Source organism: Mucilaginibacter terrigena, from assembly GCF_004168255.1.
Classification (GTDB): domain Bacteria; phylum Bacteroidota; class Bacteroidia; order Sphingobacteriales; family Sphingobacteriaceae; genus Mucilaginibacter; species Mucilaginibacter terrigena.
In genome coordinates this window covers 295660-317627 of sequence record NZ_SEWG01000004.1, presented here as the reverse complement: position 1 = coordinate 317627, position 21968 = coordinate 295660, and the positions used below count along the sequence as shown (strand labels likewise).

24 protein-coding genes and 1 tRNA gene are annotated in these 21968 nt (G+C 44.0%); 18 read left to right on the top strand and 7 right to left on the bottom strand.

Going from position 1 to position 21968, the window contains the following annotated elements:
- Positions 1–8: 8 nt before the first annotated feature.
- Positions 9–1760 carry a biosynthetic-type acetolactate synthase large subunit gene (gene ilvB / locus EWM62_RS11570; protein WP_129876826.1) on the bottom strand — a complete coding sequence of 584 codons (1752 nt, stop codon included), beginning with the start codon at positions 1758–1760 and terminating at the stop codon, positions 9–11.
- A gap of 89 nt (positions 1761–1849) precedes the next feature.
- On the bottom strand, positions 1850–3559 hold the full coding sequence (ilvD, locus tag EWM62_RS11565; RefSeq protein ID WP_129876825.1) for a dihydroxy-acid dehydratase: 1710 nt from the start codon (positions 3557–3559) through the stop codon (positions 1850–1852).
- 383 nt (positions 3560–3942) lie between these two features.
- On the opposite strand from ilvD, the gene EWM62_RS11560 reads away from it, so the two are divergent.
- Entirely contained in the window at positions 3943–4869 is a 927-nt protein-coding gene (locus EWM62_RS11560) for a DUF6263 family protein (protein ID WP_129876824.1), read from the top strand.
- A gap of 76 nt (positions 4870–4945) precedes the next feature.
- Here EWM62_RS11560 and atpC read toward each other — a convergent pair whose 3' ends face one another.
- From atpC to EWM62_RS11540, 4 genes are all read right to left on the bottom strand, one after another.
- Positions 4946–5200: an ATP synthase F1 subunit epsilon gene (atpC, locus tag EWM62_RS11555; RefSeq protein ID WP_129876823.1), complete on the bottom strand. Its 255-nt coding sequence runs from the start codon at positions 5198–5200 to the stop codon at positions 4946–4948.
- A gap of 95 nt (positions 5201–5295) precedes the next feature.
- Positions 5296–6801, bottom strand: coding sequence for a F0F1 ATP synthase subunit beta (gene atpD / locus EWM62_RS11550; RefSeq protein ID WP_129876822.1), 1506 nt, complete (start codon positions 6799–6801; stop codon positions 5296–5298).
- Positions 6802–7004: 203 nt separating this feature from the next.
- Positions 7005–7997 (bottom strand): NAD(P)H-quinone oxidoreductase, encoded by a 993-nt coding sequence (locus EWM62_RS11545; RefSeq protein ID WP_129876821.1) that lies wholly within the window; start codon positions 7995–7997, stop codon positions 7005–7007.
- Between the two features lie 63 nt (positions 7998–8060).
- Positions 8061–9164, bottom strand: a complete 1104-nt coding sequence (locus EWM62_RS11540) for a TlpA disulfide reductase family protein (RefSeq protein ID WP_129876820.1) — start codon at positions 9162–9164, stop codon at positions 8061–8063.
- Positions 9165–9308: 144 nt separating this feature from the next.
- Between EWM62_RS11540 and EWM62_RS11535 the strand changes: the two genes are divergently transcribed.
- The 4 genes from EWM62_RS11535 to obgE all read left to right on the top strand — a co-directional run bounded on the left by EWM62_RS11535 (position 9309) and on the right by obgE (position 11664).
- Entirely contained in the window at positions 9309–9770 is a 462-nt protein-coding gene (locus EWM62_RS11535; RefSeq protein ID WP_129876819.1) for a redoxin domain-containing protein, read from the top strand.
- A 98-nt stretch (positions 9771–9868) separates the two neighbouring features.
- A tRNA-Arg gene (locus tag EWM62_RS11530) sits at positions 9869–9942 on the top strand.
- A gap of 56 nt (positions 9943–9998) precedes the next feature.
- Complete coding sequence (locus EWM62_RS11525; protein ID WP_129876818.1) at positions 9999–10571, top strand: adenylate kinase; 573 nt, start codon at positions 9999–10001, stop codon at positions 10569–10571.
- A 94-nt stretch (positions 10572–10665) separates the two neighbouring features.
- Positions 10666–11664: a GTPase ObgE gene (gene obgE / locus EWM62_RS11520; protein WP_129876817.1), complete on the top strand. Its 999-nt coding sequence runs from the start codon at positions 10666–10668 to the stop codon at positions 11662–11664.
- 9 nt (positions 11665–11673) lie between these two features.
- Here obgE and EWM62_RS11515 read toward each other — a convergent pair whose 3' ends face one another.
- Positions 11674–12450: a polysaccharide biosynthesis/export family protein gene (locus EWM62_RS11515; protein ID WP_162499831.1), complete on the bottom strand. Its 777-nt coding sequence runs from the start codon at positions 12448–12450 to the stop codon at positions 11674–11676.
- 75 nt (positions 12451–12525) lie between these two features.
- On the opposite strand from EWM62_RS11515, the gene EWM62_RS11510 reads away from it, so the two are divergent.
- The 13 genes from EWM62_RS11510 (at position 12526) to EWM62_RS11455 (ending at position 21920) form a co-directional block, all read left to right on the top strand.
- A complete protein-coding gene (locus tag EWM62_RS11510; RefSeq protein ID WP_238989333.1) occupies positions 12526–13287 on the top strand; it encodes a glycosyltransferase family 2 protein in 762 nt (253 codons plus the stop codon).
- Positions 13288–13342: 55 nt separating this feature from the next.
- The gene (locus tag EWM62_RS11505) at positions 13343–14446 is read left to right on the top strand and encodes an MraY family glycosyltransferase (protein WP_129876815.1); all 1104 of its coding nucleotides are present in this window, start codon (positions 13343–13345) and stop codon (positions 14444–14446) included.
- Positions 14447–14499: 53 nt separating this feature from the next.
- Entirely contained in the window at positions 14500–15495 is a 996-nt protein-coding gene (gene gap, locus EWM62_RS11500; RefSeq protein WP_129876814.1) for a type I glyceraldehyde-3-phosphate dehydrogenase, read from the top strand.
- Positions 15495–15929 (top strand): GNAT family N-acetyltransferase, encoded by a 435-nt coding sequence (locus tag EWM62_RS11495; RefSeq protein ID WP_129876813.1) that lies wholly within the window; start codon positions 15495–15497, stop codon positions 15927–15929. Before gap ends, EWM62_RS11495 begins: the two co-directional genes overlap by 1 nt.
- A gap of 97 nt (positions 15930–16026) precedes the next feature.
- Complete coding sequence (locus EWM62_RS11490) at positions 16027–17220, top strand: phosphoglycerate kinase (protein ID WP_129876812.1); 1194 nt, start codon at positions 16027–16029, stop codon at positions 17218–17220.
- Positions 17221–17291: 71 nt separating this feature from the next.
- Positions 17292–17756, top strand: coding sequence for a DUF2314 domain-containing protein (locus EWM62_RS11485; RefSeq protein ID WP_129876811.1), 465 nt, complete (start codon positions 17292–17294; stop codon positions 17754–17756).
- Between the two features lie 87 nt (positions 17757–17843).
- Positions 17844–19541, top strand: coding sequence for a CocE/NonD family hydrolase (locus EWM62_RS11480; RefSeq protein WP_317127809.1), 1698 nt, complete (start codon positions 17844–17846; stop codon positions 19539–19541).
- The gene (locus tag EWM62_RS19740; RefSeq protein WP_317127808.1) at positions 19541–19699 is read left to right on the top strand and encodes a hypothetical protein; all 159 of its coding nucleotides are present in this window, start codon (positions 19541–19543) and stop codon (positions 19697–19699) included. Before EWM62_RS11480 ends, EWM62_RS19740 begins: the two co-directional genes overlap by 1 nt.
- Before the next feature lie 2 nt (positions 19700–19701).
- On the top strand, positions 19702–20001 hold the full coding sequence (locus EWM62_RS11475) for a colicin immunity domain-containing protein (RefSeq protein WP_129876810.1): 300 nt from the start codon (positions 19702–19704) through the stop codon (positions 19999–20001).
- Positions 20002–20126: 125 nt separating this feature from the next.
- A complete protein-coding gene (locus EWM62_RS11470) occupies positions 20127–20543 on the top strand; it encodes a VOC family protein (protein WP_129876809.1) in 417 nt (138 codons plus the stop codon).
- 43 nt (positions 20544–20586) lie between these two features.
- On the top strand, positions 20587–20904 hold the full coding sequence (locus tag EWM62_RS11465) for a hypothetical protein (protein WP_129876808.1): 318 nt from the start codon (positions 20587–20589) through the stop codon (positions 20902–20904).
- Positions 20905–20972: 68 nt separating this feature from the next.
- Positions 20973–21398: a tail fiber domain-containing protein gene (locus tag EWM62_RS11460; protein WP_129876807.1), complete on the top strand. Its 426-nt coding sequence runs from the start codon at positions 20973–20975 to the stop codon at positions 21396–21398.
- Between the two features lie 99 nt (positions 21399–21497).
- Positions 21498–21920, top strand: coding sequence for a hypothetical protein (locus EWM62_RS11455; RefSeq protein ID WP_129876806.1), 423 nt, complete (start codon positions 21498–21500; stop codon positions 21918–21920).
- Positions 21921–21968 lie beyond the last annotated feature (48 nt).

Here is a 21968-nt window from a genome sequence, read left to right as displayed (position 1 = left end):
TGGGGGTATTACTTTAACCTGATCTCGCTAACACTGCATCCCTGCGGTACCATTGGGAATACATTGTTCTCTTTGGTCACCATTACTTCTAACAGGAACGATCCCGGGGTGCTCAGCATTTCATTCAGTGCCGATGGAAGGTCCTTGCGGTCGTCTATCACCCTGCCGGGGATGCGGTAAGCTGCGGCCAGTGCTACAAAATCGGGGCTTTCAATATCCACGAACGAGTAACGGCGGGCGTTAAACAGTTCCTGCCATTGCCTTACCATACCCAGGAAACGGTTGTTGAGGATGATGATCTTCACATCAATACCGCTTTGCATAATGGTACCCAACTCCTGGCAGGTCATCTGGAAACCGCCATCGCCAATAATGGCAACCACGGTACGGTCCTGCGCGCCAAACTTAGCGCCGATGGCTGCCGGCAGGGCAAAGCCCATGGTACCTAAGCCACCGCTGGTAACGTTACTGCGGGTATTGTTAAATTGCGCGTAACGGCAGGCCACCATCTGGTGCTGGCCAACGTCGGTTACGATAACAGCTTCGCCTTTGGTGATCTCGTTCAATTGTTTGATCACCTCGCCCATGGTCATTTCTACAGTGGTAGGATTCAGTTCTTTATGAATAACCTGCTCAACTTCCTGGCGGGTGTAGTCTTTAAACTTATTGTGCCACTCGGTATGGGCTTTTTTATCTACCAAAGCAGTAAGCATTGGCAAGGTCTCTTTACAATCGCCCCAAACGGGTACGGTTGATTTTACGTTTTTATCGATCTCGGCAGGGTCAATATCCAAATGAACAACCTTAGCCTGTTTAGCATATTTATCCAGGCGGCCGGTTACGCGGTCGTCAAAGCGCATGCCTATGGCTATAAGCACATCGCACTCGTTTGTTAAAACGTTAGGGCCGTAGTTGCCGTGCATGCCCAGCATACCCACGTTAAGTGGGTGATCTGTCGGGATAGCGCCCGCACCAAGAACTGTCCATGCCGCCGGGATGCCGCTTTTTTCTACAAAGGCTTTAAACTCCTGCTCGGCGCTGCCTAATATTACGCCCTGTCCCCATAAGATGAAAGGCTTTTTGGCGGAGTTAATGAGTTCTGCTGCCTCTTGAATATACTGCGGGCGAACGATTGGTTTTGGCCTGTAACTACGGATGTGATCGCATTGTGTATATCCTGCAAAATCAAACTTCTGGATCTGCGCGTTTTTGGTGATATCTATCAAAACCGGGCCGGGTCTGCCGCTTTTGGCAATGTAAAATGCTTTGGCAATAACCTCGGGGATCTCGGTAGCGTCTGTCACCTGGTAGTTCCATTTGGTAACCGGGGTGGTAATGTTAATTACGTCTGTCTCCTGGAAGGCGTCGGTACCCAAAAGGTGCGCGAAAACCTGCCCGGTAATACAAACCAATGGCGTGCTGTCTATCTGCGCATCGGCCAGGCCGGTAACCAAATTGGTAGCGCCGGGGCCGCTGGTGGCAAACACAACGCCAACTTTGCCCGATGTACGCGCATAACCCTGACCGGCATGGATGCCGCCCTGCTCGTGGCGTACAAGGATATGGTTCAGTTTATCATTGTAATGATATAAGGCATCATAAATAGGCATAATAGCACCGCCGGGGTAACCAAAAATGGTTTCCACACCTTCCACGATCAAAGCTTCTAATAATGCTTCCGACCCTGTAAGTTCTGTTGTTGGTGTTTTAACCGCTTCTGCAGTTTCACCGATTTCCTGTGTGATTGTTTGTGTTTCCATTTGCCCCCCAACCCCCTAAAGGGAGTGTTTTAGTTAATTTCTTTGTTATATATTAAGCTCCTTTGTTCCCCCTTCAGGGGGTTAGGGGGCTACATTTCATCTGTTAAGCAACCTTCGGCAGCATTGCTTACGGTTTTGGCGTAGCGGTATAAAAGGCCTTTGCTCACTTTTAAAGCCGGTTGTTTCCAGGCAGCTTTACGGGCGGCAAACTCTTCGTCGCTTATCATTACGTTAATGGTGCGGTTTATGGCATCGATGAATATCCTGTCCTCATCCTTTACAAAGGCAATGCCCCCGCCGTCATAAGCTTCTGGTGTAATATGACCGACGACAAATCCGTGCGTACCGCCGCTAAACCTGCCATCGGTAATTAACGCTACCGAGCTACCCAAGCCTGCGCCAAATATAGCAGAGGTGGGTTTCAGCATTTCGGGCATGCCCGGTGCGCCTTTAGGGCCAACGTTGCGGATAACCACTACATCGCCTTTTTTAACAAAGCCGCTTTGGATGCCGTGTATCAGTTCAAACTCACCATCAAAAACACGGGCAGGGCCTTCAAAGCTGGTACCCTCTTTGCCGGTGATCTTGGCAACGCTACCGCCTTCGGCAAGGTTTCCGTATAATATCTGTAAGTGCCCGGTTGCCTTAATTGGGTTTTCTGCCGGGAATATTATTTTCTGACTTTCAAAATCAAGTTCAGGCACATCAGCTAAATTCTCTGCTATGGTTTTGCCTGTAACGGTTAAACAACTGCCATCAAGCCAGCCTTGTGCCAGGCAATATTTCATCACAGCAGGCACGCCGCCTATGTTGTGCAGGTCTTCCATCATGTATTTACCGCTCGGCTTCATATCGGCCAGTACCGGGATGCGGTTACTTACGGTTTGGAAATCATCCTGTGTAACCTTTACCCCAACACTTTTTGCCATGGCTATCAAGTGCAATACCGCGTTGGTAGAGCCGCCCAAAACCATTATCACCACTATCGCGTTCTCGAAAGCCGCGCGGGTCATGATATCTGATGGTTTGATGTCTTTCTCTAATAATATTTTGATGGCTTTACCGGCTGCAAGGCACTCTGCTTTTTTATCTTCGCTTAACGCGGGGTTTGATGAGGAATAGGGCAAACTCATCCCCAACGCTTCGATAGCGGCAGCCATAGTATTAGCCGTATAGATACCACCGCAGGCACCCGCGCTTGGGCAGGCATTTTTTATCACACCTATAAAATCTTCGGGAGTGATTTGACCTGCTATTTTTTTACCAAGGGCTTCAAAAGCCGAAACAATGTTAAGATCTTCGCCTTTCCAGTGGCCGGGTTTAATAGTACCACCGTATACCATTATAGACGGGCGGTTTAAACGGCCCATTGCCATAATAGAGCCGGGCATGTTTTTATCGCAACCGGGCAGGGTAATTAAACCATCGTAGTACTGGGCGCCGGTAACCGCTTCTATCGAGTCGGCAATGATATCGCGGCTCACTAATGAATAGCGCATGCCTTCGGTGCCGTTGCTCATGCCATCGCTTACGCCAATGGTATGGAAGATAAGGCCCACCATATCTTCATCCCAGATGCCCTGTTTAACCAGTTTGGCCAGGTCGTTAAGGTGCATATTGCAAGTGTTGCCGTCGTATCCCATACTGGCTACGCCAACCTGCGCTTTTTGCATATCATCATCAGTAAGGCCAATACCGTAAAGCATGGCCTTAGCCGCAGGCTGGGTTTCGTCCTGGGTGAAGGTTTTACTGTACTTATTTATCTCTACAGCGGATATATTATCTGATGATGAACTCATTTTTATAAAGCGTTTTTGATCGTTATGCCTGCAAAAAGTTGCCCGCGCGATTTAAGTTGTATTGTGTATTTGTAAGGTAGATATAGCCATAAGGAATAGCAATAGGTGCAAGCAAAAACTTTAAAAAAGTATTTTATATTGATTTTGTTTAATTATCAATATAATAATCTGATTATTTATGTAAATATAGAATATAATTTTTAACAACTTATACCAAAGTTTAAAACGGTATTTAGTATGTTTTTTATGCATGCATAGCAAATGACGAAAATTCGGCGTGAAATTGGGTGGGTGGCTGTAAAATTTGATAACATCCGCGTTATATAACATCATTTGCTATCCCTAAAAACTATCAGCATATTTACTCTCATTTAAAAGCATACATGAAAAAAATCTTTACCTTATTACTACTACTAATAACCGTTAGCGGTTACGCACAAAAAGCCAAGCTCGAACTGAAACTTCAAAAAGATAGTACCTATTATTTAACAGTGAATGTAAAAATGGATATCGATCAACTTATTCAAGGGACTCATCAAATTGTAAAAACAACTATTACCGGTAAAATGGCACACAAAGTTGTGGCCGTGCAGGATACTATTTATGACATGGATGTAGTTTATAAAAGCATTGCCATGAATATGGAGATAGGTGGAAAAGCAATGAGTTTTGACAGCGAAAGCGGCGACACCACCAATATTTTCACGAAAGTGATGAAAAACCTGATAGGCAAATCTTTTACCATAGTGATGAGTAAACGGGGACAAGTGATTGCGGTAAAAAATACTGAGCGTATATTCGAAAACCTGTTTAAGGGGTTCCCGCAAATGGATGAGCAGAAAAAAGCTCAATTGCTCACACAGTTTCAGCAATCCTTCGGCGCTAAAACAATAAAGGGTAACTTACAGGAATCGTTTGTTATCTTTCCGAAAACAGCCATTGCTGTTAAAGGCACCTGGACAAACCAAACGAATTTGGAAGCCGCGGCTATTTCTGCTAAAACTAAAACCATCTTTACCTTAGATAATATTACCAATAATAGCTACGAAATAAGCGGGAATGCCATTATATCACCCGATAAGGCGCCGGCATATAAAAAAGCGAATAATTTTTTTATGCGCTTATTAAATGTTGTCGGTACTAATACCACTAAAATAAAAGTTGATAAACAAACAGGCTGGATAACCCAATCAATTATTACCAAACATATAAAAGGGGATGTTGAGCTTAAGCAAACTTTAGAAGGGCCAATTATGATAACTTACCCTATGGTAATTGCTGCCAATATGGAAACCACAGGTAAAAATTAACGAATAGAATTTCAAAGAACACAAAAAAAGTCCGGCCAATACTGACCGGACTTTTCATTTATCAGTATAAAAAGTTCTACTTGTGTGTAATACCTTCGGCCAATACGGTAACCTTATTATCTAAGGCTTCTACCACACCACCCTGGATAAAAAATATTTCTTCTTTAGCGCCTGCGGTACCACGTATGGTTAACTTGCCATCGTTTAAAGTTGAAATGATAGGGGCGTGGTTATTCAGGATCTCAAAAAATCCTAACGTACCGGGTAGGGTAACCGAGGAGGCCTCGCCTTCGAAAACTTTTTTATCGGGAGTAAGAATTTCTAATGTCATTTGTTTGGTATCAAGTATTTAGTATCAAGTATCAAGTAATATTTAGAGTATCAAGCGGTAAGAAAGTCTTATTACTTGATACTTTATACTTGCTACTAATTATTAGCTTCAGCCAACAGTTTTTTACCTTTTTCAATAGCATCTTCAATGCTGCCTACAAGGTTAAATGCTGCTTCGGGGTACTCATCAACTTCACCATCCATGATCATGTTGAAACCTTTGATGGTGTCTTTAATGTCAACCAATACACCTTTTAAACCGGTGAACTGCTCGGCAACAAAGAACGGCTGCGAAAGGAAACGCTGAACACGGCGTGCGCGTGATACAACCAATTTATCTTCTTCAGAAAGCTCGTCCATACCTAAGATGGCGATGATATCCTGAAGCTCTTTGTAACGCTGTAAAGTTTCCTTAACGCGTTGAGCGGTATTGTAGTGCTCATCGCCTAAGATAGCCGCGCTAAGGATACGCGAGGTAGAATCCAACGGATCCACCGCAGGGTAAATACCAAGCTCGGCAATTTTACGTGAAAGTACGGTTGTAGCATCTAAGTGGGCAAATGTTGTTGCCGGTGCAGGGTCAGTTAAATCATCCGCAGGTACATAAACGGCCTGTACAGATGTAATTGATCCGCGTTTTGTTGAAGTGATACGCTCTTGCATGGTACCCATCTCGGTAGCCAGTGTTGGCTGGTAACCTACCGCTGATGGCATACGGCCCAATAGCGCCGATACCTCAGAACCTGCTTGTGTAAAGCGGAAGATGTTATCAATAAAGAATAAGATATCACGGCCTTTACCTTCTTCGTCACCATCGCGGAAGTATTCTGCAAGGGTTAAACCAGAAAGGGCCACACGTGCACGTGCACCCGGAGGCTCGTTCATTTGTCCGAAAACGAATGTTGCTTTTGATTCTTTCAAAGCCTCAGGATCGATCTTTGTAAGGTCCCAGCCGCCAGCTTCCATCGAATGCATAAACGCATCACCATATTTTATAATGCCCGATTCAAGCATCTCGCGCAGCAAGTCGTTTCCTTCACGGGTACGCTCACCTACACCTGCAAATACTGATAAACCAGCATAAGCCTTCGCGATGTTATTGATCAGTTCCTGGATTAATACTGTTTTACCAACACCGGCACCACCAAACAAACCAATTTTACCACCTTTTACATAAGGCTCTAAAAGGTCGATAACTTTGATACCTGTAAACAGGGCCTCAGTTTCGGTTGATAGATCCTCGAAACGCGGAGGGGTAGCGTGGATAGGGCGACCAGCGGTTTTGTCAAGATCAGGAATACCATCAATCGCATCGCCAACTACGTTAAATACACGGCCTTTAATAGCTTCACCAACCGGCATTTTAATAGCAGCTTCGGTATCTAAAACCTTCATGCCGCGCAGCAAACCGTCGGTCGAGTCCATGGCGATCGCGCGCACACGGTCTTCACCTAAATGTTGCTGAACTTCTAAAATGATTTTTTGTCCGTTGTCTTTTGTGATCTCAAGCGCATCATAAATTTTAGGAAGATGTGCGTCATCAGCGAAACTTACGTCAACTACCGGACCGATGATCCTTGATATTTTTCCAATGTTTGGCATATATAACCTGGTGTTTTAAATAATTTATAATGAAACAGATGCATTCTATACAAAACGGTACTATTTCAGAGGCGCAAAGTTAAGGTTTATTGCCAAATATTTAAATACTTATATCAACTTTTTTTGGAAAGGTTATAACTGCCCAAAATAGCGATGCATACAGTATCATTTTAGTGATTTTAATAACTTACAGAAGATAAAAGCTAACTGTCCACGGCAAACTGCAGGATGATTTTACCCATATGCCCGCTGCTTTCCATCAGCTGGTGCGCCTTTGAAGCCTCGGCAGCAGCGAAAATTTTGTAGATAACAGGTTTTATTTTGCCCGATGCCAGCAGGGGCCAAATATGTTTTTCAAGGTTTTTGGCGATAACGCTTTTAAATTCTGCATCCCTTCCCCGAAGCGTAGAACCTGTTATGCTGATGCGCTTGCGCATTACGGCCGATAGGTCGACCTCTGCATTTTTACCCTTCATTGTATTGATGAGCACCAGCCGCCCTTCGGTAGCAAGGCTTTTTATGTTTAGGACGGTGTAGTCGCCTCCTATCATATCCAATATTACATCTATGCCTTTGCCGCCGGTAAGTTTATCTATCGCCTCGCTAAAATCTTCATGATTATAATTAATTGCTTTTGTTGCACCTAATTCTTCGCAAAACCTACATTTTTCCTCGCTGCCTGCGGTAACATAAACGGTACTGCCCAAAGCGGTCGCCATTTGGATAGCCGCCACACCTATACCGCTGCTGCCCCCATGTACCAGCAAGGTTTCGCCCGGCTGAAACCGGCCCCGGTCAAATACATTGCTCCAAACGGTAAAAAAAGTTTCGGGAAGGGAAGCCGCTTCTGCAAAGGACAAGTTGCCGGGTATGGGCAGGCATTGCCCTTCGGGTGCCGGGCAATATTCGGCATAGCCTCCGCCAATTACCAGGGCGCAAACTTTATCGTTAACTTTCCAGCGGGTTACATTAGCGCCCACTTCGGTAACAATGCCTGCTATTTCAAGTCCGGGGATATCCTGCGGCGCGCCGGCCGGCGGCGGATAATTTCCTTTACGCTGTGCTATATCGGGCCGGTTTATGCCTGCCGCCATCACTTTTATAAGCACTTCGTTAGCGGTATAAGCAGGTATAGGCCTGTCGGTCAGTTGTAAAACTTCTGGCCCGCCGGGTTTGGTGGTGATGATGGCTTTCATATAAATATTACAATATGCTTAACCAAATGTTCTAAAAGCCGGGATACAATTACGTTAAATACCTTATTTCCTCAACACCTCAGCAAGCTTTTTTTTCATGTCGTTAAAGCTGCCCTCGTTATCAAGTTTCTTTTCCCATTTTGGATGCTCGCCCATATACCGGCCAATTATTTTGCCTTGTTTATCAATCAAAATTGCGATACAGGGGGGCATGCTGTTTATGTTGTATTTACTATGAAATTCAGGGTCCCAGGATAATAATATATTGTGCCATTTACCCATACCATTTTTGACAATAGCTTCCCTAAAATCCTTTGTTATAAAATCCTGGGAAAGGGCTATAAATTCTAATCCTTTAGAGTGATAGCTTTTATACATCGTATTTAAATACCTGACCTCGTTACTGCGATATAGCGCCCAACTCGCCCAAAAATAAAGCACCACATACTTTTTGTTCCTGAAAGATCTGAGATCTACCTGCTTTTTATTTATATCGGTCTTAACAAATAATGGTGCCATGCTTCCCGCGGCAGAAGCCTTGTGTTTTAAAATATGATCGAGGAAGGCTTTCCCGGCATAACTATTTTTTACCGGTGTGGTAAATGCATTGTAAAACATTTCTGCTGAGTCGAGCGGCAGCTCATGCGAATAATCGGCAGCGAGATATGGGCTTAAATAGGAGGCAGGATGGGTTGCAATAAAATTATAGTCGAGTTGTTTATTTTGTTCTATCCATTTGCCGTAATCCTTAAATAAACTATCAGGTTTTGGCATATTCGCCCTAAGCCTGTACCAATCGTCCTGCATCACAGATCCGCTTACTTTAGTATGCTCGGTATCATCTTTCACTAAAGATACCGTCATACTGCCGGGACTTAAAAATATGGAATTGAAACCAAGATCACTGTGCGGCCCATTGTCGAAAAAAAACTCTGCGTAAACCGGGCTTGCAATAAAACCTCTGAATAAAAACGATCCATTTTTGACGAAAGTTTTAAGCCTTACTTTTTTACCGTTATTTACATTATACCTTAACCATATTTGGTGTATCTTACGATTGGCGATAGCGCCTTTTAATATAAAATTATTTACAGTTTTTGGCGGCCGGGCGTATAAGATGAGGTTGCACAACAAGACGGGAAAGAGCAACCATAATTTACGTTTCATTTGATAAGTTTAGTACCATAAATCTAAGGTTATTTCAAGTATGTATATTAAACAAATAGTTTTTTTAATTGATATTATGACCTTTTAATTATCTTGATTACGGATAAATTATCATTCATTTGCATCAGAAAAATCAAAAACAGCATGTCAGTACAAACCGGCCAGGCGGCACCACAGTTTACCTTAACCTCGTCAGATCTTAAAGATGTTTCCTTAGTCGATTTTAAAGGCAAAAAAATTGTTGTTCACTTTTTTCCGCTGGCATTTACCGGTGTATGCACCACACAGCTTTGCACCATGCGCGATAGCTTTGGCTATTACGACGGGCTTAACGCACAGATCCTGGGCATCTCTGTCGATTCGCCTTTTACGCTGGCTAAGTTTAAAGAAGAGAACAGCTACCAGTTTCCGTTACTGTCAGATTTTAATAAAGATGTATCTTCAGCATACGGCGCTTTATATGCCGAGTTTGCTTTTGGCATGAAAGGCGTATCTAAACGTGCAGCGTTTGTGATAGATGAGGATCAAAACATAATATATGCCGAGGTGTTAGACAATGCGGGCGATTTGCCGGATTTTGACGCGATTGCCCAAAAAGTAAAGTAATTGATAAAAAAGTTTGCAATGGATGCAGAAAATCCTATTTTTGCAGTCCGTTAAAAACGGGACAGTTATCAGTTAGTGACAGCTGTTTTATACAAAACGCATTTGTAGCTCAATTGGATAGAGCATCTCACTACGGATGAGAAGGTTTGGGGTTCGAATCCCTACAAGTGCACACAAACTGGGCCTTTCTGTAAAAAACGGAAAGGCTTTTAACTTTAATCGCAAGGGATGCTTAACTTAGTTCTGTTTGGTCCGCCCGGTGCCGGGAAGGGTACCCAATCACAAAATCTTATCGAAAAATTTGGCTTAATTCACCTTTCAACAGGCGATTTGCTGCGTGGCGAAATTACCCAGGGTACCGAATTAGGTATCGAAGCAAAAAAGCTGATGGATGAGGGCGTTTTGGTGCCTGATAGCGTAGTCATAGGGATGATCAGCAATAAGCTCGATGCCAATAAGGATGCAAAAGGTTTTATTTTTGACGGTTTCCCGCGTACGGTAGCACAAGCCGAGGCTCTGGATAATTTGCTGGAATCAAAAGAATCTGCCATATCAGGTATGATAGCTCTTGAGGTTACCGATGCCGAATTAGAGCAACGCTTACTAAAACGTGGTGAAACATCGGGCAGGCCTGATGATGCTAACCCCGAAGTGATACGCAAGCGTATTAAAGAATATAATGATAAAACCGCGCCGGTTGCGGGGTTTTATAAAAACCAAAATAAGTTTACAAGCATTAATGGTATAGGCGCGGTAGAAGAGATCTTCGATTCCATCAATACCGTTATAGCTTCTTATTAATTTCGGATTTCGGATGTTCGATTTCGGATCTATTCCGATTATTTGATATTTAAGGATCCGAAATTAAAAATCCGAAATCCGAAATACTTCTACTATGTCTCAAGGCTCAAATTTTGTTGATTACGTAAAAATATGCTGCCGTTCGGGACATGGTGGTGCCGGTTCATCACACCTACACCGTGATATTTTAACTTCAAAAGGTGGCCCAGATGGCGGCGATGGCGGCCGTGGCGGGCATGTTATTGTAAAAGGTAACGCCCAGTTATGGACACTGCTTCACCTCAAATTTCGTAAACACGTAATAGCCGGCGACGGCGACTCGGGCGGTAGTTCGCTGCGTTCGGGAAAAACCGGCCGCGACGAGATCCTGGAAGTACCGCTGGGTACCATAGCCAAAAATGCCGAAACCGGCGAAGTGCTGTTTGAGATAAGCACCGACGGCGAAACCAAAATATTAGCAAAAGGCGGAAGGGGAGGCCAGGGCAACTGGCATTTTAAAACCGCTACCCAGCAAACCCCGCGCTACTCGCAACCCGGCGAAGAGGGCGAGGAAGACTGGAACATTCTTGAATTAAAATTACTGGCCGATGTTGGTTTGGTTGGTTTCCCAAATGCAGGTAAATCAACTTTATTATCGGTGGTATCTGCTGCCAAGCCGGAAATAGCCGATTACGCCTTTACAACGCTTGTGCCCAATTTGGGTATTGTGGCTTACCGCAACAACAAATCGTTTGTTATGGCCGATATACCGGGTATTATAGAAGGTGCATCGCAGGGCAAAGGATTGGGGATACGCTTTTTGCGCCATATCGAGCGTAACTCGGTGTTACTGTTTATGGTGCCTGCCGATACCAACCGTACTATTAAAGAAGAATATAATATCCTGTTGAAGGAACTGAACGAGTACAACCCCGAACTGATGCACAAGCCACGTGTGCTGGCCATTACCAAAGCCGATATGCTTGACCAGGAACTGCAGCAGGAGATGGAAAAAGAAGTACCGGCAGATATACCTTATGTATTCATCTCATCGGTAGCTCAAAAAAATATCGTTGAGCTTAAAGACCTGCTTTGGAAAGAAATTAACAAATAACAGGTTAGCTTACCGCCTGCCAAGGGTAAATATAAGCAGCGCTGTGTTTAATAACAACAGGGTAGGCTGTATCCAGGTGTTAAAATTTTGCAGGTTATCTGTACGTATCGCGCGTTTGTTTTGCGCAATGTATATAATGTCGCCGTTTTGCAGGATAGAGCGTGGGTCTGATAACGAATTTAAATTACTCAGGTCAATCTCGGTTACATGCTGAACCTTCCCCTTCCCACGTATAATTTTGATATTTTTTTCATTAGCCGCCGGGGTTAAGCCCCCTGCCTGGCCAATAATTTCTACAAGGGTTGTATTATCTTTTACAATAGGGAAGTTACCGGGCGCTTTTACTTCGCCTAACAGGGTTACTTTTAGGTTTACAACCTTTAATTCAATTATGGGGTCTTTTAAAAGGCTTTTGCGATACAGGTCTTCTATTAATTTTGTAGCCTGGGTGCGTGTTAAACCGGCAACCTGTACATGCCCTATGGCCGGCAGCGCTACAGTACCATCTTCTTCCACCTGGAAGGTTTGCCCTTGCGAGGCCGCGTTATTGCTACTGCCCGATGTTGCAGATACCGGCATTTCATCAACAATGTAACGCAGGCTTTGAAGGTTGCGTATTTGCAAAATATCCTGCGGCTGTATCTGGTAGCTTACGGTTGTCGCTGTTTGCGATATGGTATCAACAGTTGCCGCCCTTTTTTCGAAAAGCACCTGGTTTTGCTTATACGAGCACGAACAGCCTAACATAATTATACCGGCAAAACAAATAAAGTATAAAGCACGCATATATATCATTACCGCTTAATGTTACTGATAAATTAGGCAGCGATTTCAAAATTACATAATTTGCACCTAAATAAAATGTATTTTTCCAAAGTGCATGACCTTAAAATATCTGTAATTACTGTTTGCTATAATGCCCAAAGCACTATTGAACAATCTATACTATCTGTAATAAGCCAGGATTACGATAATATCGAATATATTATTATTGACGGCGCCTCGTCAGACAATACAGTGCCTATCATCAAAAAGCATGAAAAGGATGTCCAAAGATTTATTTCGGAGCCTGATAAGGGGATCTACGACGCCATGAATAAAGGCATAGCCTTAGCACAAGGCGATGTGATAGGCATACTTAATGCCGACGATTTTTTTGCCGGCAACCATGTGTTGAATGATATTGCCAATGCCTTTGCAAATAATCATGCAGAAATAGTTTACGGCGACCTTGATTACATAAAACCGGGTGGCAGTATTATTCGTAAATGGCGTACAGGCCAATATAAAAAAGGGATGTTTAACCGGGGCTGGATGCCGCCACACCCTACCTTTTATTGCAAAAAAACGTTGTTTGAAAAATTTGGCAATTACAGCCTTGAGTTTGGCACCGCAGCCGATTATGAACTGATGCTGCGTTTTATGCATTTAAAACAAGCGAGTGTTTACTATTTGCAAAAGGTGCTGGTAAAGATGAGTGTAGGCGGGGTTAGCAACAAAAATATTATTAACCGTATTAATGCTTTATTATTCGACCTGAAGGCTATGTACCATAATAAGATTATATTTCCACCTATTGCGCTGTTATTCAAGCCTTTACGAAAATTAAGGCAATTTTTTTAATTTAGAATAAAATGATATATTTGTAACATATAACTGTCCCTAACAATTATATTTAATGCCCGAATTTTTAAACTCGTATTATTTTATATACTATTTATTAATAGTAACGTTTTCAGTTTTGATTACGCTGCTTTCTATCCCCTCTATTTTACACGTTGCACGCACCCGGCATTTATACGATGATGTTGGCCACTTTCGCAAACAGCATGACCACGGCATACCACGTTTAGGTGGCGTAGCCATTTTTGTAAGTTTTACTATTACCCTCTTATTATTCAGCATAGTTGATAAAACCATACCGGTTAGTTACCTGCTTACTGCCAGTATAGTACTATTTATAATGGGCCTGAAGGACGACCTTTCGGGCGTGCACTCAAGTACCAAGTTTTTAATACAGTTTATAGTAGCAACCATCCTGGTTATTTTAGGCGATATCCGCTTTACCAGCATGTACGGCATCATGGGTATTTACGATATCTCGTATATCACAAGCGCTATACTGTCTATCCTGTTCATCATCCTTATTATCAATGCTTTTAATTTGATAGATGGTATCGATGGGCTGGCAGGCACAACCTGTATAATTGTAAACGGTACCTTCTCTGTTCTGTTCATGTCTATAAAACATTACGAGCTTGCAGCAGTATCGTTAAGTATTGTAGGCGCAGTATTTGGCTTTTTGCGCTTTAATTTAACCCCGGCAAAAATATTTATGGGCGATGCGGGCTCCCTGCTTATCGGCCTTATATCGGCAATAATGGCGGTTCGGTTTATCGAGTTTAATAAATTCACAGCCCATAACACACCTGCAATTATTTCGGCCCCGGCCATAACATTTGCCATATTAATGGGGCCTATATTTGATACACTGCGGGTGTTTGTGCTGCGTATAGTTAACGGCAAATCGCCTTTCACGGCCGATCGTAACCATATTCATCACCGTATACTGCGCCTGGGTTATACCCACCTGCAAACCACGCTTATTTTGGGCGGTGTAAATATCCTGATAATTATAATGGCGTTTACGTTTGCGCACCTGGGTAATTTCGCATTGATCATCCTGATCTTGTCGATATCTATATTATTTAACTGGGCAATAACGTTTTTCCTCCGCACAAAAGAAAGAGAAAAGTTATCTCTGCGTAACCTCTTTGTATAACTGTTAGCCACCTGCTTAATTTTACTAATTTTGCATCCTTAATTTAACATAAAATGAGGATCGCTATAAACGGTTTTGGCCGTATAGGCCGTATATTCCTAAGAACCATTCTTACAAAGCCCGGTGTTGAGGTTGTGGCCATTAACGACCAGACCGACACCGCCACGCTTGCACATCTTTTTAAGTACGACTCTGTTCACCGGGGGTTTAAGGGTACAGTTACCGCCGATGAAGAAAACCTGTATATAAACGGCAACGCTATAAAAGTATACCAGCAGGCCAACCCTGCGCTGTTGCCCTGGAAACAACTTGGTGTTGACCTGGTGATAGAATCAACCGGGAAATTCATTAGCAGGGAAGGAGCATCTAAGCACCTTACAGCAGGGGCTAAACAGGTTATTATATCAGCGCCTCCGGGCGATAAAAGCATCCCAACAGTTGTATTGGCAGTAAACGATGGCGAGGCCGACCTGCGATCGCCCATATTGTCAAATGCATCGTGTACCACTAATAATGTGGCGGCCATGGTAAAGATACTGGACGACAACTGGGGCATAAAGGACGGCTATATCACCACGGTGCACTCCATGACCGGCGACCAGAACCTGCACGACGCGCCCCACAAAGACCTGCGCAGGGCCAGGGCGGCTTCGGCATCCATTATCCCAACAACAACGGGCGCTGCAAAGGCCATCACCAATATATTCCCACACCTTGAAGGCCGTTTAGGTGGCGCAGGTATCCGTGTGCCGGTATTGAATGGCTCGCTAACCGATTTTACCTGCAGCCTTAACAAATTACCATCCGTGGCCCAAATAAACGCTGCTTTTAAAGCCGCGGCCAATGGCCCCATGAAAAACGTGCTGGAGTATACCGAAGACCCAATTGTGTCTACAGATATTTTGGACAATCCCCATAGCTGCATATTTGATGCGCAGCTTACATCAATAGTTGGCGGGTTGGTAAAAGTTGTGGGGTGGTACGATAACGAGATGGGCTACAGCAGTCGCCTGGCCGATTTGGTTGTTGAAATAAGCCGGCTTAAATAATGATAAAGTTTATTACCGCAGATGATGTGCTGCCTATCCGCAACCAGGTTTTGCGCGAGGGTAAGCTAACGCTTGATGAATGCCGTTTCCCGAATGATGATGCTGATGAGGCGTTTCACCTTGGTTATTATAAAGATGAAGAATTGGCCTGTATCGCATCGTTCCACCCAAAAGGTTATGAGGGATACGAGGGGAAAGCCTACCAGCTGCGTGGCATGGCCACTACAGAACAATACCGGGGCAAAGGTTACGGTAACATGCTGGTAAACTTTGCCATAACCTACCTGCGGGGGCAAGGGGTAAACTATGTTTGGTGCAATGCCCGCAAAAAGGCGGTACCTTTTTATTTAGGCGTGGGTTTCGAGATCATTTCGCCTGAGTTTGAAGTACCTGGTATTGGCCCGCATCATGTAATGTATGTTAAAATAAGATGAAGTTTTAAGCGAAGGCAAACACCTTTTTAACTTTTACGTTGGGTTTTAGGATAAATTTAGGCAAATTGCCGCCGTTCGTAAATTATATACATCAAATATGAAGACAATAGATCAGATCAGTTTTAACGGTAAAAGAGCACTTATCCGTGTAGATTTTAATGTGCCTTTGGATAAGGACTATAACATTACCGATGATAACCGTATGACCGCGGCCCTGCCTACTATTAAAAAAATTCTTAAAGATGGCGGTGCCGTTATCCTCATGTCGCATTTAGGCCGCCCTAAAAACGGCCCTACCGAAGAGTTTAGCTTAAAGCATATAGTACCGCACCTGGCCGACCTGCTTGGACAGCACGTAGATTTTGCTGACGATTGTATAGGTGAAGAAGCTATCCAGAAATCAAAAGATCTTGAAAAAGGCGAAGTGCTTTTATTAGAAAATCTTCGTTTTTATAAAGAAGAAGAAAAAGGCGATAAGGACTTTGCCGAAAAGCTATCAAAATTGGGCGACGTTTATGTAAACGATGCTTTTGGTACCGCTCATCGCGCGCACGCCTCAACAGCCGTTATCGCGCAGTTTTTCCCCGACGCCAAATTTTTTGGCTACCTGATGGCTGCAGAATTAAACAATGCCGAAAAAATACTGAACGATGCTGCCAAACCTTTCACGGCAATTATGGGTGGTTCAAAGGTATCTGATAAGATAGAACTGATAGAGAAGCTGCTGGATAAAGTGGATAACCTGATCATTGGAGGTGGTATGGCATATACCTTTGCCAAGGCCGATGGCGGTACCATCGGTACATCGTTGGTTGAAGCTGATAAGCTTGACCTGGCGCTTAGCCTGGTTAAAAAAGCGAAGGAAAAAGGCGTTAACCTGCTTTTACCTGTTGATAACGTTATTGCCGATAAATTTGGAAATGATGCCAATACCAATGTTGCCAAAACCGGCCAGATCCCCGATAACTGGATGGGTTTGGATATCGGCCCCGAAACCGTTGAATTGTTCAGTAAAGTGGTTGAAGAATCGAAAACCATTCTTTGGAACGGCCCGATGGGTGTTTTTGAGATGGAGAAATTTTTGGTAGGTACCAAAGCCATAGCCGAGGCGGTTGCCAAAGCAACTGATAACGGTGCATTCTCGTTAATTGGTGGCGGCGATTCTGCAGCAGCAGTAGCAAAATTTGATATGACCAAAGATGTTAGCTACGTATCAACAGGTGGCGGCGCTTTACTGGAATATATGGAAGGTAAAGAACTGCCCGGCGTTAAAGCCATCAACGAAGATTAATTCGATAATAAATTAAGCTAAGGCAATCATACAAATGGTTGCCTTTTTTATTTAAGTAATATCTTTCTGCTATGAAAAATTATTTGAAGCTACCGGTAATGTTGCTTGTGCTGTTCAGTGCCTGCAAGGATGCAAAAAAGCGTAAGGATAAAGCCGAAGGCGTTGCCGTAGTTAAGCTGAAAACGCATGATCAACAGTTGCTTGCCCTGAAGGATACCGCGCAGGCAAAACTGCATATATTTTTGGATAGCCTGAAGCCACACGCGCTGGATAGCAATTATCGCTTTTTGGTGAAGTCGGACTTTGAAGAGGGCAGCAGCCACGAGCACATGTGGAGCGTGGTATACAAATATGCAGGCGGCAAATTCACCGGTATCTTTGCAGACTCGGCAGTGTATCTAAAAAACATCAAAATGGGAGACCACGTATTGATCAACCAAAAGGATGTGGAAGACTGGGCCATTTACGATTATAAGCGGAATACTGATATGGGTAATTTTTCTGACAAATACCTGCGCAGCAAGCAAGGTAAATAACTTTAGGTAACGATTTTGTGTAAGGCGCTGATTTATCAGCGCCTTTTTTGTTTTATTCCTTACTTTTAATGCATCAACCCATTACAAATGAAAAGAACTTTCCTTTTTGCTTTCAGCTTTCTGCTTTTAGCCATAAGCGCCTGCGCGCAAAACGACGCGGCATATATCAAAGAGAATTATACCAAGTTTGAATACCAGATACCCATGCGCGATGGCAAAAAGCTGTTCACATCGGTTTACGTACCAAAAGATCAAACCAAAAAATACCCCATCATGATGGACCGCACCTGTTACAGCGTTAGTCCGTATGGGGTAGATAAATATAAAGGCAGCCTTGGTCCCTCGAGCCAGTTTGTGCACGATGGGTACATATTTGTTTACCAGGATGTGCGCGGCCGCTGGATGAGTGAGGGAATCTACGAAGAAATGACTCCCGAACTGGACGTGCACAAAACCAACAATGATGTTGATGAAGGTACCGATACTTACGATACCATTGACTGGCTGCTAAAAAACCTGCCTAATAATAATGGTAAGGTAGGTGTGTGGGGCATTTCCTATCCCGGTTTTTATACCACAACCGCTTTGCTAAGCCGCCACCCGGCGCTGGTTGCCGCATCGCCGCAGGCCCCAATTGCCGACTTGTATCGCGACGACGCTTTCCATAACGGCGCGTTTATGCTGGTGGCCAATTTTGGATTTTACCCCGGTTTTACCAATAGGCAGGACGATAAACCTACCCAACGCCGTGCTAAAGGCTTTAACCCAGGCACCGAAGATGGCTACAAATTCTTTTTGGATATGGGCAGCATGCGCAACTCCAACGTTAAATACTATAAGGATACCATCCGCCTGTGGAACGAGATGATGGACCACCCCGATTACGACCAGCATTGGAAAGACCGCAACGTGCTTACCCACCTGCACGACATTAAAACCGCTACATTGGTTACCGGCGGCTGGTACGATGCAGAAGACCTTTATGGCGCTATTAACACCTATAAAGTATTGGCCAAAAACAACCCTACCACACCCGTTTACTTTGCCATGGGCCCCTGGGTGCATGGCGGCTGGGCACGCGGCAATGGCGACCATTTGGGCGATGTTGGTTTCGGCGGGCCGACGGGTCCATTTTACAGGGAGAAGATCGAGTTTGCGTTTTTTAGCCATTACCTGAAAGGCACACCGCTTGACCTGCCAAAGGTTAATACCTTTCAAACCGGTGTGAACGAGTGGAAAACCTACAAATCCTGGCCACCTGCCGAGGCTCAGGAGAAAAACCTATACCTGCTGCCGGGTGGTAAATTGTCGTTCACCGCGCCAACAGCCGCTAAAGATGATTTTAAGGAATTCGTATCCGACCCGATGAACCCGGTGCCGTTTATTGATGGTATCGACTTTGATATGAAACGTGAGTACATGACAGCCGACCAGCGTTTCGCCGAAAAACGCCCGGATGTATTAACCTACAAAACCGATGTGCTTGATAAGGATATCACCATTGCCGGTAACATTTGGGCCAACCTGAAGGTAAGCACCACCGGCACCGATGCCGACTGGGTTGTAAAAGTGCTGGATGTTTACCCCGATACCGCCACAGCAACCAAATTTACCGGTAAGGATGTGCAAATGGCGGGCTATGAGCAAATGGTACGCAGCGAAGCCATACGCGGTAAATTCCGCAACAGTTTTAGCAAGCCCGAGCCGTTTGTGCCCGGCAAGGTAACGCCGGTAAACTTCGAGCTGCAGGATGTACTGCACACCTTTAAAAAGGCCACCGCATAATGGTACAGATTCAGAGCACCTGGTTCCCGCTGATTGACAGGAACACCCAGCAGTTCCAGGATATTATGAAGGCAAAGGATACCGACTTTAAAAAGGCAACGCACAAGGTGTATAGTTCAAAACTGCATCCGAGTTATTTGAAAGTGAGGGTGTTGTAAGGATGAAACTTCTTGATCGGATTCACTTGCAAAAGTATATTTATTTAATGGATCAATTTTTAAATGACACGATTGGCGCTGAATTATTCGATACTATCTTTATCCAGCTTAGAAGAGAAGATAACTATTGGATGTCTGGTTCATTTGATTATTTAACACAAAAGATATTAGACACCTATTTCTTAGATATTGATGAGTATACCCCTGTACATTTATTCGAAAAAAATGATTCATATAATATAGATGAAGAAGAGCTAAAAAGACGTACACGAGAAGTTTATAAAAAACTTACTGACGGTTAGAACGACAAAAAGGATACAAGTACGGTGTATGATCACGGTTGTTTCGGATCGAAAAAAAACACAATAGCCGAAAGTGTGAAACTTTGGCTTGAAATACATGTTAAGCTGAAAGTTAACTTTAAACCATGAAAGCCCACATCAATATCACCGCCATACAACACGTTGGTATCCCGGTAACCAATATCGGCGATTCACAAACGTTTTATGAACGCCTTGGCTTTGATCGCGTTATGCTCGCCGGGTTTATGCATAATGGCTTCCCCGGTACGTGTGTAATGATGCGCCGTGGCGAAATAACGCTTGAGCTTTACCAATTGCCCGAACCCGAACTGGAAGAGATCGGCAAACGGGGGAATGGCCATATCGATCATATAGCTTTTAATGTTACAGATATTGAAGAAACTTTTGCAGCCCTGAAACAAGCGGGGTTTAACATTATTGAACCCGAACCTGTTACGCTGCAGTTTTGGGCCCATGGATGCAGGTATTTTAACATTACCGGCCCCGACGGCGAACGGCTGGAATTTAACCAGATCCTGTAAAAACTTTTCAATTAATTACTATGTTTGCATAGTAATTACTCTTATGCGGTTTACCTGGTTAAAGTATTTATGTGTTTGTTTGTGTGTATTTGCCCTGCTGGAAAGTACAGGCATCTCCGCGCTGTATTTGATAGCCAAACACCACATAAGCCAAACAGATATACCGGCCGCGAATGACGAGGAAGGCACTGCCGAGCGCAGCGAAACCAAGGAAAGTAACCCTAAAGATTTTTGGGCTGTTAACCCTGTAATTTTACCGCCGGTTTATGTGAGCTTTGAATCGGTCATTTATCCCCCGGAAAAGCAAGCCGCCCATTTAGCGTGGATGCCCCCTGTGCCCACTCCCCCTCCCAACAGTTAGTTTAATACCCCGTCTTATCGTTGCCGCCTTTAAGTGTGGCTATCATTTACATTAAACTATTTTATATCATGAAAATTCATATTCCATTCATATTATTTTTAATTATCGTACTATCTGCATTTACCGCATCGGCACAAACACTTAGCGATGCGCAGATCAAAACAAACCCTGCACCGGTGAGCAATTCGCTCAGTTATATTAACAAATTACAGCCTGTTACCTATCAATACAATCGTGACGGGTATAAGCAACTTAATTTACCATCAGGGATGCAGTTTGGCTTTATTGCTAACGATGCCAGGCTGGTGGTGCCATCGGCTGTGCGTACACAAAACAACTGGTACAACGCAGGCAAAGGCGGACAACGCGCGTTAACCACTACCGAAGTAGATCTTGAAAAACTGGTGCCGCTGCTGGTTGGCGCAGTTAAGGAGCAGCAAGCCCAGATAGAGCAGCTAAGGGCCGAGATAGAGCAACTAAAAAAGAGCAAATAACTATATAAAATAAAGCAGCGCCAATGGTGCTGCTTTATTTTTTTCTTATAAGTAGCGAATAGGGCATCCGGCACGTAATAGATATAAAACCAACCAATTATGTATAAAAAATTACTTTTAGTGTTAATGTTGGCCGGAGGCCTGTCAGCTTGTAAAAACACAGAAAACGATTCGGCCTGCGGCACACAAATGTGTACGGCCAGCTTTGCATACATAGGTGTTATGATCAAAGATAGCAACGGCGATACGGTGAAGTTAAGCGCGCTTACGGTAGTTAATTTGCGTACAAATAAATCTGTAACACCTCCTGAATATCCCGGTGCGGTTGATTTTATGGAAGGTTCTGTCCTGATAGCATCAGATAATAACCGGGCCGATTTTTCTACCAAAGGTGATGAGGTAGAAATTACCGCTACCAGTGAGGCCACGGGGCAGGTAAAAAAGTTCACCATGAAGATCTCGGGCGGTTGTAACTGCCACATCGAAAAAATATCCGGTCCGGAAACGGTCACGTTCGATTAGGCTTTCCTCCGGCCGTACCGGCATGGCTGTAGTTGCCGTGTAACTAAG

Excerpts from the sequence above, each read along its gene's own strand:
- ilvB (WP_129876826.1), bottom strand. The coding sequence starts at position 1,760 with ATGGAAACACAAACAATCACACAGGAAATCGGTGAAACTGCAGAAGCG.
- ilvD (WP_129876825.1), bottom strand. The coding sequence starts at position 3,559 with ATGAGTTCATCATCAGATAATATATCCGCTGTAGAGATAAATAAGTAC.
- EWM62_RS11560 (WP_129876824.1), top strand. The coding sequence starts at position 3,943 with ATGAAAAAAATCTTTACCTTATTACTACTACTAATAACCGTTAGCGGT.
- atpC (WP_129876823.1), bottom strand. The coding sequence starts at position 5,200 with ATGACATTAGAAATTCTTACTCCCGATAAAAAAGTTTTCGAAGGCGAG.
- atpD (WP_129876822.1), bottom strand. The coding sequence starts at position 6,801 with ATGCCAAACATTGGAAAAATATCAAGGATCATCGGTCCGGTAGTTGAC.
- EWM62_RS11545 (WP_129876821.1), bottom strand. The coding sequence starts at position 7,997 with ATGAAAGCCATCATCACCACCAAACCCGGCGGGCCAGAAGTTTTACAA.
- EWM62_RS11540 (WP_129876820.1), bottom strand. The coding sequence starts at position 9,164 with ATGAAACGTAAATTATGGTTGCTCTTTCCCGTCTTGTTGTGCAACCTC.
- EWM62_RS11535 (WP_129876819.1), top strand. The coding sequence starts at position 9,309 with ATGTCAGTACAAACCGGCCAGGCGGCACCACAGTTTACCTTAACCTCG.
- EWM62_RS11525 (WP_129876818.1), top strand. The coding sequence starts at position 9,999 with ATGCTTAACTTAGTTCTGTTTGGTCCGCCCGGTGCCGGGAAGGGTACC.
- obgE (WP_129876817.1), top strand. The coding sequence starts at position 10,666 with ATGTCTCAAGGCTCAAATTTTGTTGATTACGTAAAAATATGCTGCCGT.
- EWM62_RS11515 (WP_162499831.1), bottom strand. The coding sequence starts at position 12,450 with ATGCGTGCTTTATACTTTATTTGTTTTGCCGGTATAATTATGTTAGGC.
- EWM62_RS11510 (WP_238989333.1), top strand. The coding sequence starts at position 12,526 with ATGTATTTTTCCAAAGTGCATGACCTTAAAATATCTGTAATTACTGTT.
- EWM62_RS11505 (WP_129876815.1), top strand. The coding sequence starts at position 13,343 with ATGCCCGAATTTTTAAACTCGTATTATTTTATATACTATTTATTAATA.
- gap (WP_129876814.1), top strand. The coding sequence starts at position 14,500 with ATGAGGATCGCTATAAACGGTTTTGGCCGTATAGGCCGTATATTCCTA.
- EWM62_RS11495 (WP_129876813.1), top strand. The coding sequence starts at position 15,495 with ATGATAAAGTTTATTACCGCAGATGATGTGCTGCCTATCCGCAACCAG.
- EWM62_RS11490 (WP_129876812.1), top strand. The coding sequence starts at position 16,027 with ATGAAGACAATAGATCAGATCAGTTTTAACGGTAAAAGAGCACTTATC.
- EWM62_RS11485 (WP_129876811.1), top strand. The coding sequence starts at position 17,292 with ATGAAAAATTATTTGAAGCTACCGGTAATGTTGCTTGTGCTGTTCAGT.
- EWM62_RS11480 (WP_317127809.1), top strand. The coding sequence starts at position 17,844 with ATGAAAAGAACTTTCCTTTTTGCTTTCAGCTTTCTGCTTTTAGCCATA.
- EWM62_RS19740 (WP_317127808.1), top strand. The coding sequence starts at position 19,541 with ATGGTACAGATTCAGAGCACCTGGTTCCCGCTGATTGACAGGAACACC.
- EWM62_RS11475 (WP_129876810.1), top strand. The coding sequence starts at position 19,702 with ATGAAACTTCTTGATCGGATTCACTTGCAAAAGTATATTTATTTAATG.
- EWM62_RS11470 (WP_129876809.1), top strand. The coding sequence starts at position 20,127 with ATGAAAGCCCACATCAATATCACCGCCATACAACACGTTGGTATCCCG.
- EWM62_RS11465 (WP_129876808.1), top strand. The coding sequence starts at position 20,587 with ATGCGGTTTACCTGGTTAAAGTATTTATGTGTTTGTTTGTGTGTATTT.
- EWM62_RS11460 (WP_129876807.1), top strand. The coding sequence starts at position 20,973 with ATGAAAATTCATATTCCATTCATATTATTTTTAATTATCGTACTATCT.
- EWM62_RS11455 (WP_129876806.1), top strand. The coding sequence starts at position 21,498 with ATGTATAAAAAATTACTTTTAGTGTTAATGTTGGCCGGAGGCCTGTCA.